Genomic DNA, 19,315 nt, shown 5'->3' with positions numbered 1-19,315 from the left:
TTTATGTGAGTTCACACGTTCAATTACACTTTATATGCCCATATTTAATCATTCATTTAATATATCTGTGCGCTATTTCCCAGGAAATTATATACATGTTTCAGTCTAACATGCGAACGCTAGAATGATGTCATGTGATTTACACCACACTGTCTATTAGCTTTATATATTCTTTTATCGCTAATTTTGCACCAAAACTAACATTACCCGTTAGTTATCCATCGATAACACTAAAATGCTACTGTTGCATCACTTTGTTAAAATACCATTGTATATTATCTCATAAATTTCATATATTGCCATACGACTCTAGCCATATTTTACTAATTTAAAATGCTCAAAAAGTAATTTTCACCACAAAATTAACACCTGATACTAATTAATGTCCGCACTTTTTCATTATAAATTGCCTTTACTACATATTCACAATGTAACATTTTATAAAATGCACTTTATTCGTTTTTAAAATTTTAAACTATACTTTCACTATATTACTTATTTCAATACTATAATTCAACAAATATAAGTATCTACTATTAGAAATTTCTTTATAAATAAGAAAAACCAGAACACCTACCTTTACGGTCAAGTAAGTATTCTGGTTCAATTATAGTTTAATCCATAGATTGATTTATTTTTGCATTTCGTTCAATCATTTTATCAAAATAACCTTCGTAACGTTGCCATTCATCATCTGATATAGGTTCCATATTCAAACGGCCCCCTAAATCTTTGATGGCATACAATAGTTGGAACATCACATCTTGAACTGTAATTGTTCTATTTAATAGTGTTTCTAACGATGCCATACATTGTGGATCAATATCTGGATACGAAAACTTTGTCTGTTCTCCTTTTAACGCATGTGCATAAAAAGATTTCATCATATCTGCACGTTCACTGCCGTCTCCTTCGACGCATAAATAAATTTGAACAGCAATGCCACCACGTACACGTCTTTGTGAGATGCCTGCAAATTTTTTCCCATTTATGCTCAAATCAAATTTACCCGGGCAATAAGATTGCTCAATTTCATGCGTTTCAATCTCGACATCTTCATCTTCAAACATTTTAGCAATCAATAAATACATCACTGAGAATGCTTCATCAATCGTCACATCGTGTTTCCCTTTGATGAGTAAAGAAATATTGAGCACACCTTGATCCAAGACCACACCAAGGCCGCCTGAATTTCTAACAATCGCATTATAACCACGTTCTTCAGTAAGATAGCGTATACCATCTTGTAAATGCGGCAACCTTGAATCATGAATTCCTAAAATTACTGTATGTTGATGTACCCAAGTGCGTACTACACTGCATGATAAGTCTTTGCCGACACTTTCTGAAAAAGTATCATCAAAAGCAAAAGATTGCATTGGCGCTAAACCCGAAGAATGATCTATATAGCGCCAATCTGCACCGTTAAAATATTTACTTGCAAGGTCCATTATTGTAATGATTGCGCAGCTGTGATTATTGATAAATTGTATACGTCTTCTGTTGAACAGCCACGAGATAAATCATTCACTGGTGAGTTAAGTCCTTGTAACACTGGACCTACTGCATCAAAGCCACCTAAACGTTGTGCAATCTTGTATCCAATATTACCCGCTTCTAAACTTGGGAATACAAATACATTTGCGTCACCTTGTATCTTAGCGTCTGGCGCTTTTTTCTTAGCAACTTCTGGTACGATTGCCGCATCGAATTGGAATTCGCCATCAACAATAACGTCTTCAATGTTATCCGCTTCAATTTTTTCTTGAGCTAACGCAACTGCATTAGATACTTTTTCAACATCATCTGACTTCGCAGAACCTTTTGTTGAGAAGCTTAGCATAGCAACACGCGGTGTCATACCAAAGCTTTTCGCTGATTTCGCACTTTCTACTGCAATTTCTGCTAAATCTTGCGCTTCAAGTGTCGGATTAATCGCACAGTCACCGAAAATATATTGTTGATCATCTTTAATCATGAAGAATATACCAGACGTTTTAGATACGCCAGGTTTAGTTTTAATAATTTGTAATGCTGGGCGTACCGTATCACCTGTTGAATGCGCTGCACCACTTACAAGTCCATCTGCTTTACCTGTATAAACAAGCATTGTGCCGAAGTAGTTTACATCTTTCAACATTTCTTGAGCTTGTTCCTCAGTTGCTTTACCTTTGCGGCGTTCTACAAATGCAGAAACTAATTCCCCTTTTAATTCACTTGTTTCAGGGTCAATAATTTCTAAACCTGAAATGTCAAAGCCTTTATCACTCGCTAAAGCTTTTACATTTGCTTCGTTACCCAATAATATTGGAGCTACATAATCCGTATTTTTTAATTGTGTTGCAGCTTCCAACACACGCTCATCTTCACCTTCTGGCAAGACAATTTTCACATTTTTACCTGTAAGTTTTTCTTGTAATACATCTAATAACGTCATTAGGGTGCCTCCTCAAATTTCTTTTCATATGATTTTACGTTTCTCATTATACGTTATTTTCCAACAGAATTCCATGTCACCAATTTGTAATCATTTGCTTATGTTTTAAGGGTTTCTTTATGGTAAAATTTTGAAGTGAAGACATAGAACTTTTCATAAATAAAGGAGCGATTTAAATGCCACAAGCACCAGAAACATTAGATGGATGGTATAGTTTACATTTATTATACGCAATTGATTGGTCAAGTTTACGTTTAGTACCAGATGAAGAACGTCAAACACTCGTAACTGAACTACAATCATTTTTAAATAAACATCAAGAGGCACGTACAAACCATGTAGGTGATCATGCACTTTATAATATTACTGGTCAGAAAGCGGACATACTTTTATGGGCATTACGTCCAGAAATGAAAGATTTAAATGCTTTTGAAAATGAATTTAATAAATTAAGAATTACTGATTTCTTAATTCCAACATATTCCTATGTTTCGATTATTGAGTTAGGTAACTATCTCGCTGGCAAATCAGACGAAGATCCTTATGAAAATCCTCATATCAAACCGAGATTATTCCCTGAGTTACCTCAAACTGAATACATCTGTTTCTATCCAATGGATAAACGACGTAACGAAACGTACAACTGGTACATGTTACCATTAGAAAAACGTCAAGAATTAATGTATGCACACGGTAAAATCGGCAGAAAATATGCTGGCAAGATCAAACAATTCATTACTGGTTCTGTTGGTTTCGATGATTTTGAATGGGGTGTCACTTTATTTGCAGATGATCCTCTACAATTCAAAAAAATCGTTTATGAAATGAGATTTGATGAAACAACTGCACGTTATGGTGACTTTGGTAGTTTCTATGTAGGCAATATTATTACAGAAGATAGCTTACCAACATTATTCAATTTATAAACTATATAGCTTTAAAAGCACAACACAACAAGCTAAGACATGATGCATGTCTTAGCTTGTTTTATTATATGTATACTATTCGTTAAATTTTATGAGGCTGAGACATAGTTTAAATGCCTCAGCCTCGTCTGAATGTAGTGTGTTTGGGAGAACTTAACCACTACTTAATTTAAAGATTAACTGTTGTACATTGTCGCTACCCAACATACATTTGTAACAGTTAACTAATACTATTTTAACCTATTTGAAATATTTGAAACATAACCGCATTAATTTAATCCTTTTAATTCCTATTCTTTCTATTTGTGATTCATATTCCAATTCTAATAACAAATTCCAATAATAAAATGTTACAATAAAAAATATTACTTTAAGGTTAACACTAGTGCGATTACCGCGCATGGCGCTAGCTAAATAAATTATAATTGGTGATTAAATGACGATATATAATCAAGCAATAGAAAGTTACGATGAAAAAATGGCAAAAGATGTCATCATGCTGGCAGGCAGAATTTTATTAGAATCTGGTGCTGAGGGCTCTCGCGTTGAAGATACTATGACACGCATTGCAACGACTTTAGGACACAAAGAAAGTAATAGCTTCGTAACAAATACTGTTATTAACTTTATGCTTCATGATGAGTCCTATCCGCGTATGTACAGAATTAGAACACGCGATACAAATCTTCATCGCATTTCACGTACGAATGGTATTTCTAGACGTCTCGCAACAGGTGACATTTCTTTAGAAGATGCATTTCAAGAATTACAAAAGATTTATAATGAACAAAGTATTAAAAATCACTATCTTCTATATAAATTTATAGCTGCTGCGGTCATATCAGTCAGTTTCTTATATTTGCAAGGTGGTTATTTAATTGATGTATTTACCGCACTACTCGCAGGATCATTAGGATACATCGTTGTAGAAGTATTGCAACAAAAATTACATGCACAATTTATCCCAGAATTTATAGGTGCACTTGTGATAGGTGGTATTTCCATTATTGGTCACAGTCTGATACCTGGTGGATCCGTCCCAACAATCATTATCGCTGCCGTCATGCCTATCGTTCCCGGAGTACTTATTACGAATGCTATACAAGACTTATTTGGTGGCCACATGCTCATGTTCACAACCAAATCATTAGAAGCACTTGTAACTGCCTTTGGAATTGGTGCAGGCGTTAGTACAATACTTATTATATTTTAGGAGCAATGTTTATGTTTTGGATATTAAACTTTATATTTAGTTATACTGCTTCCCTATTTTTTGGTGTTATATTCGATGTGCCAAAACGCTTATACAACACTGTAGGTATCGTAGGTGCTTGTGGTTGGATGGTTTATACATTCTTTTTCGATGGTTTAAATACACATACGATTTATTCAAGTTTCTTCGGCAGTCTTGCACTTGGTTGTTTAAGTCAAGTGATGGCTCGATCAAAAAAAGAGCCTGTTATTATTTTCATGATTCCTGGTATCATTCCGCTTGTACCAGGTGGCCTAGCTTTTGATGCTACAAAAAACCTAGTGCTTCTAGAATTCAGTAAAGCCATTAACACAATGCTTGAAGTGACGCTCATCGCTGGCGCAATCGCACTTGGACTGTTATTTGCAGACCAATTATCAAAACTCATTATTTCCGGTACAAAAATACGTAAAAAAAGAGTTTAAGCCACATGTAAATAGCCACATCAACTCTGATTTTAGAGCTGATGTGGCTATTTTTTCACACAATCATAAATTCCTTTTGTTTAAGGTGTCATACTTTTTTGAGCAAAAGACCAATTATCTTCTTTTAGTCAAAACGTTCTTTCTTTACTTTATTACAAAGATGATGTCGATGGCACTTGATTTGTTTTTTGATGGATAAAATACGCAGGTATCAATAAAACGATTAGTGCAATGACTGCAACTGAAAAGCCAGCATGATATGCAGTTAATTCATTTGGCAGATTCACAGACATTGAATGTATGACAGTTGCTACAACTGTTGCAATAAGTGCTGAACCAAAGCTAGAACCAATATTTTCTATGATATTAATTCCTACACCCGCTTCAGATAATTTTTCTCTTTCTAATCCATAATATGCAGAACTTGTCAAAGGCAACATCACGCCACCAACTGCACAACCTCTTACAAATAAGATGAGCCCAATCCAAATGCTTTGTGTATGACCAGAAATAAACATAAATGGAACAGATGTTATGAGTACAATCATCGTACTAATAAGTACAATGTTTCTCCCCCCATACTTGTCTATAATTTTACCAATTAAAGGACGTGTAATTAACATACCTAGTCCTTGTGGCATTAGCATAATCGCTGTTTCAATTGCATTGAAATGCTGAAAACGTTGAAAGAATAGAGGCAATATAATCATTGGACCTAATATTGCAACATTAGCTAGAAATAATCCTAAACTACAAGCCAAAAAATTGCGAGATTTAAATAGATTTGTCGGTAAGACTGTATTGTACTGTTTCATACGGTTATAAATAATATAAACTATAATACAAATCACCCCAACGATCATATTGATATACGTCACTGGATTATTAAATGAACCGAACTTGGATGCTTGTACTAAACCATAGAGTAATGTCACGCTTATCAATGCTAAATTCATTATACCTATAAAATCCAATTTCTTTTCTTTATTAACTGGTGAAAAGTTTGGCAATCGTTTCATCATAATAGGCACTGCAACAATGGTCACAAAGATATTTATAAAAAAGATCCAGTGCCATGTTGCAAAATGAATAATCACCCCACCCAGTACCGGTCCAAAGATAGGCCCTAATATCATAGGTGTGCTAACAATCGCAATGACTCGACCGATATACTTTTGTCCTGCAATCAATACTAACATCGTTGACATTAATGTCGTTATCACACCTGCACTAAAGCCTTGCAACAACCGGAAACTAATAAATGTAAATATATTCCAGCTCAATCCTGTTGCCAATGAAGTTATACCAAAACCAACGACTGCTGAAATAAAAATATATTTACTATTATATTGATTCATTAACCACCCCGAAATAGGTACTGCAATTGCCAATGCTAGTAGATAGCCCGTAATACCCCACTGAATCATACTTAACGTCGTATGAAATGTCTGAGTTAAATCTTTAATTGCGATATTGATCATTGTAGCATCAAGCATTGGCGTAATCGCACCAAGCGCTATTGCCCAAGCAGCAATCATTATATTTGTAGGTATTTTATCTATAGATTTCACGTGTTCATGCTCCTTTTGTTTCTTCGTCAACAAAATATTACTCTCGTTTCGTTTCCTTGTCAACAAAATATTCACGTTAATCTCTATAAGTCATTGTTATCTATTTATTCAAGCAAGATTATTCCACTGTATTTACGAAACCATATTTTCATAGTACTAGTTAAATAAAATGATATTGTTCAAATGCTCTAAGTAATGATTTTAGCAATTTCTATCTATTTTTCTTTATCATGTATTTCCTTTTCCAAATGTGCATTGTAATGATTTAAAAATGTCATCATCGCTTCATATTGATCATCTGTGATGGTATTAAAGACTTGTGCATCACGTTGTTTAAACTCTTTATGTAGCTGTTCATGCGTATTAAATGCCTCGCGTCCTTTATCTGTGAGTTTAAAGTAAATCTCTTTTTTATTATCTGGATTTTTATAACTAGAAATTGCATCTTTTTTAATTAATTTTTTAGTTAATTTACTGATTGCACCACGTGTCATAAATAATGTTTGAGCAATTTGGCTCACATTCGGCTGTGCACTGTTCTCGATGGCCTCAATACAATGGATTTCAGTCGATGTATACCCTTCTAAACGTGATTCCATTACTGGTTTATTAAGGTAAACAATTTTATCATGGACATTTTTAATATTCGTTAGTAATAAATCTTCCTTATTCATAAACCTATCTCCCATACCTTGATCATTATTCTTCTTTATTATGGATTCAATATAATAAAAAAACAAGCAGCATACCATTAAGGCTTGCTACTTGTTTCAAAATGCTATTTATTTAGTTTTCTATGCTATATTCGTAAAACAATCATAATAAAATCTATTTATTCGTGTTTTCTACCTTGTTCTCATTAATTAAATCTACAATTTCACTTTCTGAACGGTTTAATATCAATTTGCTCAATTTATCATTATCCATCAATTTCAATTTAGGATAACGTACAGCAAAGAAGATTAATCCAATCACGAGCCATCCTCCTAATGCAATATAAGAAGGAAGTGACAGTGATGCTGGTGAACCAGGTACTAATAATAACAATAAGAAGATAAATGAAACAATCGTACCTAATATCGCAAACGTCTTATAAATCGGACCATAAGTATTGCTCGCTTTATTATAGCTAAATAATTTAGCTGCCGATAAACATGTAATAAAGTATGCAATAGACACACCTGTCGAAGACATATCTACAATCCACGTTAACGCTGTACGCCCTAACCATGGCGCAATTAATGTTACCGCAACTAAAAAGATAATTGCCACATATGGCGTTTTATATTTCTTATGCAATTTACTAAAGACAGAAGGCATAATGCCTGAACGTCCCATCGAGAACAATAGACGACTTGAACTCATTAAAAAGCCATTCAATCCAGTAAATATTCCCATCATAATTGCGATTGCTAATACCGCCAAGCCAATATATCCAAAGGCTTCTTGCGTCACAGCACCAGTTAACCATAAATTACCATTTAGGCTCTTCGCATTTGTGCTCAACCAACCAGTATATAAAATCATTAACACATACGTAAATGCCGCAGCTAAGAGACTATATACAATTAATTTAAATGTTTTATTTGGTGAAAAATCAAATTCTTCTGCCGTTTGTGGTATATTATCAAATCCGACATATGCCCATGGCGCTACTGCTACAATCATTATTATAGAAGTAAACCAACCTTTTTTTTCATTTGTTAAAGGTTGTAAATTTTCTAAAGAGAAATTGCCTCCAAAGAATGAACCGAAGAACAATAGTAAAATTGTAATAACCATCGCAACACAGAAGTAATACTGTAGCGAACCTGAAACGCTCGCACCTTTAATTGCGATAAACATAAATACAATTAATAATAGCGATGCTATCAAGATTTCAGTAATATAGACGTCCCAACCTGCAATGGTATATAATTTTCCAGTTTCTAACACGTCCGGTAGTAAGAATTTAATCAACAAACTGAATGCCGTTGCGTTGAGTGCAACCACACATATGTAACCAAAAGTTAAAAACCATGAAGAAAAGAAACTCACATATCTCCCAAATCCTAAAAAACTAAATGCAAAGGCACCACCTGAAACTGGGAACCTTTCAACTAATGCACCATAACTTACAGCTATGAGTATCATCAATAGCGCACCAATAACAATACCTATCGCCGCTGAAATTGGCCCCGATTGTCCAATCCAGTCACCTGGTAATATAAATGCACCCCATCCTATACAAGATCCATAAGCAATTGCCCACACAAACTTTTCAGAGAGGTTTTGCTTTAAATCTCCTCTATCTATCTGTTTATCATTTTGACTCATAAAAAAATTCACCTCGTGAGTTGTATTATACCCCCAAGATGAATCCTATAACAAATATAAATCTATAATTTAAATGTACCAATGACTAACATCAACCAGCCTACGATAAATAGTACGCCTCCAATTGGTGTAATCGCGCCAAGAATACGGATTTGCGTTAACGCTAAAATGTAGAGTGAACCACTGAAAAATACAATACCAAAGAATAATAGCCATCCTGCCCAATTAACATTAATAGACGTCGTACCACTAATGATACCAATAGCCAGTAGACCTAACCCATGATACATTTGGTACGTAGTCGCTTTTTCCCAAACTGACATATATTTGTCGGATAATTTATTTTCTAAACCATGTGCACCAAATGCACCTGTACCAACTGCCATCATCGCATTTAAGGCACCTAATATTATAAACACTTTCACCATAATTGTTTCACACCTATTCTTGTTAAAATTTTAAAAATCAAAAATTGAGTCACCATTGCCTATATTGTCATCCGTAACTAATTTATCGGAAGACAAGGTAGAATTAGAAGTCACATTTGAATTATTTGTCCCTGACACTTTACCACCCATTGCTCTAATTTCTTCATTAGAGATACCTTGAGTGGTCTTTGTCGATTGCTGTTTCGTTGATGATGGAAATGACGCCGAAACATTAAAACTATTATCACTATATGTTGCTTTTGTCGTAGTTTCTGTGACTAACGACGTTAAGGTATGAATCGCGTACATATGTTTTTCAAAATCCGCTTGAGTGCTCGCTTCATCTGCCTGTACCAATTCTTGTTCTATCAATTGAATTATTTTGTCTTTTTCCATTTTATGCCTCACTCTCACACCACTGCACGGGTGGAATGCCATTTTCTTCTAAATATGTATTTGCTTTTGAATAGGGTTTAGAACCAAAGAACCCTCGATATGCTGATAATGGACTTGGATGTGGTGACTGAATAATATGATGTTTTGATGTATCAATGAGCTTGATTTTTTGTTGTGCAGGTTTGCCCCATAATATGAACACAACATGATTCAAATGTTCTGATACCGCTTGTATGACTTCGTCGGTAAATATTTCCCAGCCAATATGTTTATGAGAATGCGCTTCACCTTGTCGTACAGTTAACACTGTGTTTAATAAAAGTACACCTTCACGCGCCCAATCTTGTAAATGTGGTGATTGTCTGACACAACCAATATCCTCTTCAAGTTCTTGATACATGTTCCGTAATGATGGTGGGAATTTCGCATCGGGTTGAACTGAGAATGCTAAACCATGCGCTTGCTTTGGCCCGTGATAAGGATCTTGTCCTAGTATAACTACCTTTACCTGTTCAAACGGAGTTAAATCAAATGCCTGATAAATATTTTCTCTATCGGGATATACTGTCTGTGTCGTATATTCCTTTTCTAAAAAATCATGCATCTCACTAAAATCATGCTTCGTTGTTATGTCGTGAAAAACGTCCGACCATTCCATGTCACTCACCTCAATGATATATTAACATATAAAGTGGTACTTTCTCGAGGGCGAGATTAGTATTAGAGCGACTTTTGTTTTTTAGTCGCTCTTATGCATTTGAAACCTCAAATGTATTCCTTCTTTAGGGAATGTATTCCTTTATATACTTTTTTGCTTCGCAAAAATTATAAACGCTACTTCTTGTTTCAACAAGTTTAGTAGCGTTTATGCATGGCCTTCAATGGCTAGGTATTCCTTTACTTTTTGAGCTTTAGATCAGGTAATCCTTTTTCTTCTATGTGAGCGAGCATATGACTTATCCTTACATTTCACAACATATTTCTTCAACTTTGTTTTGTCGTAGAAACTATTTCACATAGCCAATTCCTCCCATTCAACCTTCCTTTATTTTGCATACTTGATAAACGTGGTATGATACATGTAAAAGATATTTAGGAGTGAAATTCCATGGCATTGAAAAAAACATTAACAATTGCCGGTTCAGATACAAGTGCTGGCGCTGGTATGCAAGCAGATTTAAAAACATTCCAAGAACTTGATACTTACGGTATAGTAGCGTTAACATCTATCGTGACAATGGATAAAGCATCATGGTCTCATGATGTAACACCAATTCCATTCGATGTATTTGAAAAACAATTAGAAACAGCAATTTCAATTGGGCCAGATGCAGTAAAAACTGGTATGTTAGGCACACAAGAAATTATTAAACGTGCTGGCGAAGCATTTGTTGAATCTGGTGCAGATTACTTTGTAGTAGACCCAGTCATGGTATGCAAAGGGGAAAATGAAGTGCTCAACCCTGGTAATACAGATGCCATGATTGAACATTTACTACCAAAAGCAACTGTTGTCACACCAAATTTATTTGAAGCTGGACAACTATCAAACTTAGGTACTTTAAAATCTATAGAAGATATGAAAGAAGCCGCTCAAATTATCCATCAACAAGGTGCACAACACGTTATTATTAAAGGTGGTAAAGCGCTAGATCAAGACAAGTCATATGACCTTTACTATGATGGAGAACAATTCTATCAATTAACGACAGACATGTTCCAACAAAGCTATAATCACGGTGCAGGCTGTACATTTGCTGCTGCAACTACAGCCTATTTAGCAAATGGCAAATCACCTAAAGAAGCTGTGATTGCTGCTAAAGCATTTGTTGCTTCTGCGATTAAAAATGGTTGGAAGATGAATGATTTCGTTGGTCCAGTAGACCACGGAGCTTATAACCGCGTTGAACATATTGATGTAGAAGTTACAGAAGTATAAAAATGAAAAAAACGCACACTCGAAATTTTGAGTGTGCGTTTTTCTATATTATTACTTTAATTCTAATATTGATTTCATGCTACTTTATGCACCATAACCGCCATAACCAATATTCACTTCAGTAACTTTGCTATTTGTCATTTCAAAGTACACTGCTGCGCCTTCTTGGCTTGGTTTATAATAATAAACACCTGAACCTTTAGATTTTTTCTCCGGTTCTTTCATTTTATGAAGTTCACTACCATATGCTTTCTTCACTTGGCTATATGTTAGGTTTCTTGTTATAGGTATATTTACATTGCTCGCTGTTTTGTGTTTTTTAGAATAACCCGAAAACGCTTGATCATATTTTTTAATTGTTGTATTTCCTGTAGTTTTACTACTGATTTTCACACCATTAAATGTAACGTTGTTATATTTAACTCCATTTTTAAATTGTCCATTTAGTAAAAAACTAGGATTATTACCTGCGTATCCATCATAGTGATAATAAGGTGTTGTTGCTGCTTGTGTTTCATTTTGTGATACGTCTACGTTAGAAACGCTTACGCCTAATGCAGTCCCCAATACAATGCTACCAGCTACAAAAGTCTTTGCAATCTTATTCATACTGTATCACTCCATTCCTTTTTTTGAATCATATTATGTTATGTTACGATTCGATTACAATGTTACGGCAGTATTACCTAAAGTGCAAATTTAAACTAAAAGAAACAATATTATACACACATTTTAATGTAGTGCAAATCTTATTAAATCAACACTTATGACCTCCTAAAATGATTTTAATTGAATTTTCTAATAATATACGACGTTAGTCCTATTTAAAGTTGATACTACAGACTCATGTATTTCGCATAGATTTCTATTATTATATGTAGTGTAGAGAGATGAAGGAGGGAACACAACATGATTATCTACAAGAAAGCTTTTGAAAATGGTAACCCAATATATGAAATTATCACCCAGACTTTCAAAACAATTTCTGTTAAATTCGATGAAAGTTTCAACAAGACTGAATTATATAAGTTACTCTCTCTACTAGAAAATGACATTGATAACATGAAATTGAGTTACTAGTTTCATTTTCAACACATCCAAGATGAAACAGAAATGGCAATAAGCGAAACCAGAAGAAACGATATACAATTAACTCCCCTTATTAAGAAATATGTATTAAAACAAAAAAGTATGTTTAAGTTGTCCCCTTAAACATACTTGAATAAAACATCCCTATAAACACACACCCTTAGTGGTACATGGTTAGACAAAGATTGTCCCCTTTGTTTGCTTGGAGAGTAACCTCGAAGCAGTTCTAACTCATGTACCACTATTTTTATGCATAAAGTACTTTAAATTCTTCGCAGACCATCATTGAAGTTTCATTAAATTCAATATCTAATGACGCATAATAAGGTTTGAAGAAGGCGACGTGTGCTTCACGCCAATACGCTAATGATTTGTCCCCTTCTCCTTCGAGAAATGCATGCTGCTTTGTAACTTCATTAAAAGGTACTTGATACACGCGCGTCGTTTGAATAACACATTGTGGATTTCCTTGTTCATTTAGAATTACGCTAATTTCTCCAACTTCAGGCAATTTTTCGCCTTCTACTTTATAGGTCTCATAACCACTTGTCGTCGCAGTTTTTTCACCTTTCTTAACTAAATCAGCTAGTTCATCTTCATTAATTCCAAAAGACCATGCTTCAAATTGCACGCCCTTATATTCTGGAAAAGTCTCTATAAATTTTCTCCAATATTGCTCAACAGATAATGCCATATCCATCAGCCTCATTTCATTGTTATTAATATAAGTTCAACCATAACATATAATTTTTTTATTATGTAAAGATAATCGTTTAGCTTTATAAATTTACAATAATCAACAATTGTTTAATAAAAAAATTGCCGCAACATCTTAATGACGTTGCGGCAACACATTCCTCGGATTCAAGATATTTATTTAAACACGCTTATCTTTCGCCCACCATAAAGCTTTATCAGGATTATTTGCGTAGTAATCAAATTCTTTATCATTTTCAACATTCGGATAAGAACCCTTCAATGATTTACCTGACGTACTAACATGTAATAATGTAATGACAATGATACCGACAATACTCATTGCAGTTAAATAGTAAGCTGGTGCCAATGGATCTCCAGTCTTCGCAACGAGTGAAGTGGCAATTAATGGTGTAGTCCCACCGAATAGAGATACAGAAACATTAAATGTTACTGCTAATGTTCTATATCTAATATGTGTATAGAACATGGTTGGTAACGAACCTGGCATTGTTCCTTCATATGTTGATAGGAAGAATCCTAAGACAAAGACACCTACAATAACAAAGACAATTGAAGTTGATTGTAAAAGTACAAAAGCCAAGATACTAAATACAGCTGTACCTACTAATCCTATTAAGAATACATTTTTCTCACCAATTCTATCTGCAAGACGTCCAAACATGAGTGCTAATGGAATCATGACCGCCATCACTAATGTAATTAATATAGAGACAGTTGCACTATCCATCTTCACAATTTCTTGTAAATATGATGGTAAGTATGAAGTTACCATATAATTCGTACAGTTAAAGAATGCAACTGCAACAAAACATACAATAATATCTTTATAGTAATATCTTATAATTGTTAAGAAACCAACATTATCTCTTTTTGGCTTCGTTGCAATTTCATTTTCAAATACAGGTGATTCTTCTAATTTTCTTCTTAAATAAAAACCAAATATTCCTAAGAATAACCCTAAAATAAATGGAATTCTCCAACCCCATGTTGCCATTTGATCCTCACTTAAAAAGAAGAACAATAAACCACTTAATACCGATGCCGCAATATAACCAGACAATGTCCCGATTTCTAAACCAGAACCAAGCGTATTACGTTTTTTATCTGGAGATGATTCAGCAATATAGACCATTGCTCCTGCATATTCTCCACCTGTTGAAAATCCTTGTAAAATTCTACCGAGTAAGAGCAATATCGGTGCCCAAACACCAATTTGATCATATGTTGGTAACAACCCAATAAGTAACGTCGAGAACGCCATCATAATAATGGTTGTTGTCAGTACTACTTTTCTACCGTATTTATCGCCAATAATACCGAATATGATACCACCGACTGGTCGAAGTAAGAATGCAATTGCAAAGGTCGCAAATGTAAATACCATTTTCAGTTGATCATTTTCTACTGAACTGAAGAAGTTCTGTCCTATGATGACTGCTAAATATGAGTATAGACCAAAGTCAAACCATTCCATTGCATTTCCGATACCTGTAGCAAACACAGTTTTTTTAGCTGTTTTCGCATCTACCTTATTTATGTTACTTTTATCAAAATCATTTTCATAATCCATGAATATGTCCACTCCCTTAATATGTTACATAATTATACGGAGTAAATTAATATTGTCAAACTGTTTTGCGATTCAAAAAGTATTATTCATAAATTTTTATACATAAAATGTATATTAAATATGACATGTCTTTTTATTTAAAAACATTTTTATATAGATATTTTATATGTTTGGACATCGTTTTCTATTTTTAATTTTTAAAAATTTTCATCCTAATTTTCCCATATTCATTCGACACAATCACCTTATTATCAGCGTTATACTTATAATTAATAATTTCATTTATTTCAATACTTTCCACATATTTAATTTTAAATGAGGACCAATCTAATTGTAGTTGTGAAATTATTAATTGTGCGACCATTTGTCCAGGTGCAATTTGATCGTGTATAGGATTTTGATCATTGGTTAATTTCAAATATTGTTCAACTGTTTCTCTTGTTATTTGAATCATTTTAAATTCTCTCCATGAAAGTTTGAGTAATAGTTATACAGTTATATTCATTTTTATTAATTTCTAATTTTAAGATATATTTCATAAATTGTCGTACTTTCTTCTGTTCTATTATGTAAATTTTTGCTAAATAGTGTGAATTTACTTCTAAATCATATATTTGAGTAACTTGGGTTTCTTTCAATAATATTGCTTTTTTCATAAATGACTGAAACAATTCAAACTGGGGCCATAATTTGGCACAATATAATGGCGGTACTAGATTAGACGGAGAAGTATCATTAAATAATTGTTTATATGCATCTACTTCTTCAACATCAAACTGGATTATATTAGCTTCATGACCATCGTTCAAATAGGGCTGCATTTCCCATTCCTCCCCCAATTCCCATCGTAGCAATGGTTCTGTTATGATTTTCCATATAAAATAAACGTGTCACCAGTGCAGCACCACTCGCACCATAAGGATGACCTGTAGCTATTGCCCCACCATGGATATTAAGTTTCTCAATAGGAATATTTAATCTTCTCTGACTCGCTAAGACTTGCGAAGCAAAGGCTTCATTTAATTCCACTGCGTCAATATCATTCATATTGTATTCACTATTAGTCAATAATTGCGTTACTGCTGACACAGGCCCAATGCCTAAGAGTTTTGGATCAACACCCACAGTCACACCTAATTTAAATGACAAACCACTCGTAAATCCGTGGGCAAGTGCCGTTGTTTTATCCATAATAAGTAAAAGTACCGCACCATCATTCTTCATACAACAATTACCTGCAGACACAGAACCACCTGCTATTAATGGTTTCAATCGGCTTAGTAATCGTTCATCTAAATGCGATTTAATGCTCTCGTCTTGATGTAATGTTTCTCCTTTCACACGCATTGGAAGTATTTCTCGGGAAATAATGTGTTGTTGGTACGCCTTAATCGTTTTTCTATGACTTTGATAAGCGTAGCTGTCTTGATCCTCTCTGCTAATATTGTATGTTTGCGCTACATTTTCAGCTGCTTCAATCATGGATGGGTCTTGACCATCGGGTGCAAATGATGCCCGCTCATAAAATTCAGGTAACTGCGTCTCGTAGACAGATTGCGGACGCTTAATCTTCCAAGGTGCACGACTTGTACTTTCTACACCACCTGCAATATAAATTGAACCTGCACCAGATTGAATCATTCTGCATGCTTGCATAATTGACTCTAATCCAGAACCACATTGTCTATCCACGGTAAGTCCAGGAATTTGTGTGTTCAGTCCTGCCTCAAGTAACGCTTTTCTCGCAATATTGCCACCATTACCAATGACATTACCTAAGATAACATCATCTACGTCAGCCATAGTTTCAGGGTATTGCGCTGAAAAATAATCAAATAATGGCTTCAATAAATTTTCTGGTTCTATATGTTTGAACGCACCTCCATATTTACCAAATGGTGTCCGTTTTGCTGCTACTATGACAATATCTTTCATATTTTAAAAATCTCCTTTCATATAGCGCTGTTTCATTGTATTACGTGCAATTTTCCCACTTTGTGTATAAGACATTTGTTGTATTTTAATTATTTTTGATGGTATTTGGTATCTAGCCAAGTGCTTGCTAAAAAAGGCACTCATCTCTTTATAAGCAATTTTGGTCTTACCTACATAAAGTAATACTGCAATTTCTCCAAACTTCGAATGTGGCTCACTCAACAACACCACTTCATCTATTTCTGGATAAGCTTTGGCAACATTTTCTATCTCATGAGGATACACATTTCGTCCCCCAATAATCATGCGGTCATGTTGCCTACCATGTAAATACAAATAGCCCTGTTGATCTATAGAAGCGAAATCTCCAACACTAATCCAATCGTTTTTACTAAACTCATCCAAAACATACCCACTAAATGTCATATCACTTCTAATATTCAATTGTCCTATACCTTGTGAATCTTGCTGTTCAAGTTGAATTTCGACATTTGGAAATGGCTTACCAACAGATGCTGTGGGTGCTTCATTATGATAGTTATAACTAATAAAGCTTGCTTCTGATGTTCCGAAAAATTCAATAAGCAGCGCATGTGGAAAATATTTATACACTTTCTCTCTGACTTGATCCGACAATTTATCACCTGTAGTAAACACATAGCGCAATTTTTGTATGGCTTTGTGAGCATCAAAGCATGCAACAAGCATCGTCGGTACAACAAATAAGGCACTTGCGTTGTCTTGTGGCTCTTGGCCTATTGCTTCTAATAATAACCATCCATCAAACTGTTCTTGACCAATAAAACTTCTCCCACTATATAAAGCAAACACACACACAAATAGTGATAGTGAATGCGATAATGGTCCAGGTGCTATTAATGTATGTACCGTATCTTTCATTAAGGTTTCGGTCGCCTCATAGGATGCAATCCACGAACGTTCATCCCGATAATATGCTTTTGGCAGACCTGTCGTTCCAGAAGTAAATCCAATATGTAATAAGTCTCGACGCCATTCCAATACATTGTGAAGTTCATCCGTAGCTGTTATTTCTAAATCATCATTAATGAGATATGGAATGCTGTATTGCGCCACAATCTGATCAATTTGCTTTTGGGACCATCGAATATCAATGACACATGGTACACAGTCGTGCTTCAATAATGCCAAGTATAAGATCATAGTCATTCTAGGTTTCTGAACGATGAGCCCCACAAAGCTCTCCTTAGGTATTTGAGTTAGTTGTAGCTCAAGTCGATTGATTTCATCGTTAAGCTGTCCGTATGTAATTCTATCTGACCCAAAACACAAGGCACTGCGATTAGGTGCTATTTTTGAAAAATATTGTATCTGCTTTAGTAATTTTGGCATCTTCATCCCACTCTTTGTAAACTATTATATAAATCATGTTAACATTACGACCTAAATTTCGCTCGTTTATTAACTCTAAGTTTAATCAAAAATCAAAATGGCGCTCAATGTCATAACCATCCCATTTTTACGGCATATTAAATCTTATTTTTGCCTACAATAACCATTTATATTTCAAAATCAGTCTCATTGTGGTTACCAATCCCATTTTTTTATATAATTAACAGAAAACCCTGTTAAACTTAGTGTTCGATTCCATAACCTTTCATCCACTATCTAAAATAAATTAAAAAAATAGCTGCGAAACTAACCTAGTTCATAGATTGCTTCGCAGCTTAAATTAATTTTTGGTTTTTAATATAGATTCAAATTTAATACACTATACTTCTGTTATTCTAAATTTGCATGATTCTGTTGCATCATCGTTTCATCTATTTTGAGTTTAGGCATCAAATCTAAGACAATACTATCTAAAAAGATTTGTGATGCTTGCTCAAACAAACTACCTAATGGTTGTGATGAACCTTCAGCATCGTATTTAGTGCCTGCTGGCAATTCTATTACTGCATCAGCACGTTCGCCAATATCCGAATCTGGTTTTGTTGTTAATAGTACAACCTCAGCACCCACATCTTGCGCTTTGTCTGTCAGTAATTTTAAGTGTGCAGTTGAACCAGAGCCTGAAATGACGATAAATAAATCCTTTTCAGAAATTGAAGGCGTCGTTGATTCACCAATGACATGCGCTCTTTTTCCTAATTGATTCAAACGCATTGCAAAACCATTAGCCACAAAGCCTGAACGCCCTTTACCTGCTACAAAAATCTGTCTCGCGTCAACGATTTTTGATACAAAGGTTTCAGCTTCACTATCTTTTATATGGTTAAGTGTATTTGCTAATTCATCTAAGATTAGACGATAATTTGTGATCTCAGTCATA

The 19,315-nt window shown here is 34.4% G+C and carries 21 protein-coding genes; 5 read left to right on the top strand and 16 right to left on the bottom strand.

Annotated elements, in window-relative coordinates; genetic code table 11:
• Positions 1–614: 614 nt before the first annotated feature.
• Both ACSULM_RS10020 and pta read right to left on the bottom strand, forming a co-directional pair.
• Entirely contained in the window at positions 615–1,451 is an 837-nt protein-coding gene (locus ACSULM_RS10020) for a lipoate--protein ligase family protein (RefSeq protein ID WP_436854945.1), read from the bottom strand.
• Entirely contained in the window at positions 1,451–2,437 is a 987-nt protein-coding gene (gene pta, locus ACSULM_RS10015; RefSeq protein WP_436862480.1) for a phosphate acetyltransferase, read from the bottom strand. The genes ACSULM_RS10020 and pta overlap by 1 nt, the downstream gene beginning before the upstream one ends.
• A 176-nt stretch (positions 2,438–2,613) precedes the next feature.
• Between pta and hemQ the strand changes: the two genes are divergently transcribed.
• From hemQ to ACSULM_RS10000, 3 genes are all read left to right on the top strand, one after another.
• Entirely contained in the window at positions 2,614–3,363 is a 750-nt protein-coding gene (hemQ, locus tag ACSULM_RS10010; protein WP_436862478.1) for a hydrogen peroxide-dependent heme synthase, read from the top strand.
• 442 nt (positions 3,364–3,805) lie between these two features.
• Positions 3,806–4,576 (top strand): threonine/serine exporter family protein, encoded by a 771-nt coding sequence (locus tag ACSULM_RS10005; protein ID WP_436862493.1) that lies wholly within the window; start codon positions 3,806–3,808, stop codon positions 4,574–4,576.
• Positions 4,577–4,587: 11 nt separating this feature from the next.
• On the top strand, positions 4,588–5,040 hold the full coding sequence (locus ACSULM_RS10000) for a threonine/serine exporter family protein (protein WP_436862476.1): 453 nt from the start codon (positions 4,588–4,590) through the stop codon (positions 5,038–5,040).
• 152 nt (positions 5,041–5,192) lie between these two features.
• Here the strand turns inward: ACSULM_RS10000 and ACSULM_RS09995 are convergent, their stop codons facing one another.
• From ACSULM_RS09995 to ACSULM_RS09970, 6 genes are all read right to left on the bottom strand, one after another.
• The gene (locus tag ACSULM_RS09995; RefSeq protein ID WP_436862475.1) at positions 5,193–6,611 is read right to left on the bottom strand and encodes a DHA2 family efflux MFS transporter permease subunit; all 1,419 of its coding nucleotides are present in this window, start codon (positions 6,609–6,611) and stop codon (positions 5,193–5,195) included.
• A 215-nt stretch (positions 6,612–6,826) separates the two neighbouring features.
• Positions 6,827–7,285 carry a MarR family transcriptional regulator gene (locus ACSULM_RS09990; RefSeq protein WP_436862473.1) on the bottom strand — a complete coding sequence of 153 codons (459 nt, stop codon included), beginning with the start codon at positions 7,283–7,285 and terminating at the stop codon, positions 6,827–6,829.
• A gap of 154 nt (positions 7,286–7,439) precedes the next feature.
• On the bottom strand, positions 7,440–8,927 hold the full coding sequence (locus ACSULM_RS09985) for an APC family permease (protein ID WP_436862471.1): 1,488 nt from the start codon (positions 8,925–8,927) through the stop codon (positions 7,440–7,442).
• Positions 8,928–8,989: 62 nt separating this feature from the next.
• A complete protein-coding gene (locus ACSULM_RS09980) occupies positions 8,990–9,352 on the bottom strand; it encodes a DUF423 domain-containing protein (RefSeq protein ID WP_436855351.1) in 363 nt (120 codons plus the stop codon).
• 33 nt (positions 9,353–9,385) lie between these two features.
• Positions 9,386–9,751, bottom strand: coding sequence for a DUF5327 family protein (locus ACSULM_RS09975; protein WP_436862469.1), 366 nt, complete (start codon positions 9,749–9,751; stop codon positions 9,386–9,388).
• Position 9,752: 1 nt separating this feature from the next.
• Positions 9,753–10,409 carry a uracil-DNA glycosylase gene (locus ACSULM_RS09970; protein WP_436862468.1) on the bottom strand — a complete coding sequence of 219 codons (657 nt, stop codon included), beginning with the start codon at positions 10,407–10,409 and terminating at the stop codon, positions 9,753–9,755.
• A 450-nt stretch (positions 10,410–10,859) separates the two neighbouring features.
• On the opposite strand from ACSULM_RS09970, the gene thiD reads away from it, so the two are divergent.
• Positions 10,860–11,690 (top strand): bifunctional hydroxymethylpyrimidine kinase/phosphomethylpyrimidine kinase, encoded by an 831-nt coding sequence (gene thiD / locus ACSULM_RS09965; RefSeq protein ID WP_436862466.1) that lies wholly within the window; start codon positions 10,860–10,862, stop codon positions 11,688–11,690.
• 84 nt (positions 11,691–11,774) lie between these two features.
• Here thiD and isaB read toward each other — a convergent pair whose 3' ends face one another.
• A complete protein-coding gene (isaB, locus tag ACSULM_RS09960) occupies positions 11,775–12,299 on the bottom strand; it encodes an immunodominant staphylococcal antigen IsaB family protein (RefSeq protein WP_436862464.1) in 525 nt (174 codons plus the stop codon).
• A gap of 300 nt (positions 12,300–12,599) precedes the next feature.
• On the opposite strand from isaB, the gene vraX reads away from it, so the two are divergent.
• Positions 12,600–12,770 carry a C1q-binding complement inhibitor VraX gene (vraX, locus tag ACSULM_RS09955; RefSeq protein WP_159427247.1) on the top strand — a complete coding sequence of 57 codons (171 nt, stop codon included), beginning with the start codon at positions 12,600–12,602 and terminating at the stop codon, positions 12,768–12,770.
• Between the two features lie 256 nt (positions 12,771–13,026).
• Here vraX and ACSULM_RS09950 read toward each other — a convergent pair whose 3' ends face one another.
• The 7 genes from ACSULM_RS09950 to hxlB form a co-directional block, all read right to left on the bottom strand.
• On the bottom strand, positions 13,027–13,473 hold the full coding sequence (locus ACSULM_RS09950) for an ASCH domain-containing protein (RefSeq protein ID WP_436862462.1): 447 nt from the start codon (positions 13,471–13,473) through the stop codon (positions 13,027–13,029).
• A 183-nt stretch (positions 13,474–13,656) separates the two neighbouring features.
• A complete protein-coding gene (locus ACSULM_RS09945; RefSeq protein ID WP_436862460.1) occupies positions 13,657–15,069 on the bottom strand; it encodes an MFS transporter in 1,413 nt (470 codons plus the stop codon).
• Positions 15,070–15,259: 190 nt separating this feature from the next.
• On the bottom strand, positions 15,260–15,523 hold the full coding sequence (locus tag ACSULM_RS09940; protein ID WP_436862458.1) for a hypothetical protein: 264 nt from the start codon (positions 15,521–15,523) through the stop codon (positions 15,260–15,262).
• Between the two features lies 1 nt (position 15,524).
• On the bottom strand, positions 15,525–15,890 hold the full coding sequence (locus tag ACSULM_RS09935; protein WP_436862456.1) for a hypothetical protein: 366 nt from the start codon (positions 15,888–15,890) through the stop codon (positions 15,525–15,527).
• The gene (locus ACSULM_RS09930) at positions 15,862–17,004 is read right to left on the bottom strand and encodes a thiolase family protein (RefSeq protein WP_436862454.1); all 1,143 of its coding nucleotides are present in this window, start codon (positions 17,002–17,004) and stop codon (positions 15,862–15,864) included. The genes ACSULM_RS09935 and ACSULM_RS09930 overlap by 29 nt, the downstream gene beginning before the upstream one ends.
• 3 nt (positions 17,005–17,007) lie before the next feature.
• Positions 17,008–18,375: an AMP-binding protein gene (locus ACSULM_RS09925; protein WP_436862452.1), complete on the bottom strand. Its 1,368-nt coding sequence runs from the start codon at positions 18,373–18,375 to the stop codon at positions 17,008–17,010.
• Positions 18,376–18,765: 390 nt separating this feature from the next.
• A complete protein-coding gene (gene hxlB, locus ACSULM_RS09920; RefSeq protein WP_436862450.1) occupies positions 18,766–19,314 on the bottom strand; it encodes a 6-phospho-3-hexuloisomerase in 549 nt (182 codons plus the stop codon).
• Position 19,315: the final 1 nt, after the last annotated feature.

This window comes from Staphylococcus caeli (assembly GCF_051413795.1).
In the GTDB taxonomy this organism is placed as follows: Bacteria; Bacillota; Bacilli; order Staphylococcales; family Staphylococcaceae; genus Staphylococcus; species Staphylococcus caeli_A.
This window is presented reverse-complemented; position numbering and strand designations above follow the sequence as displayed.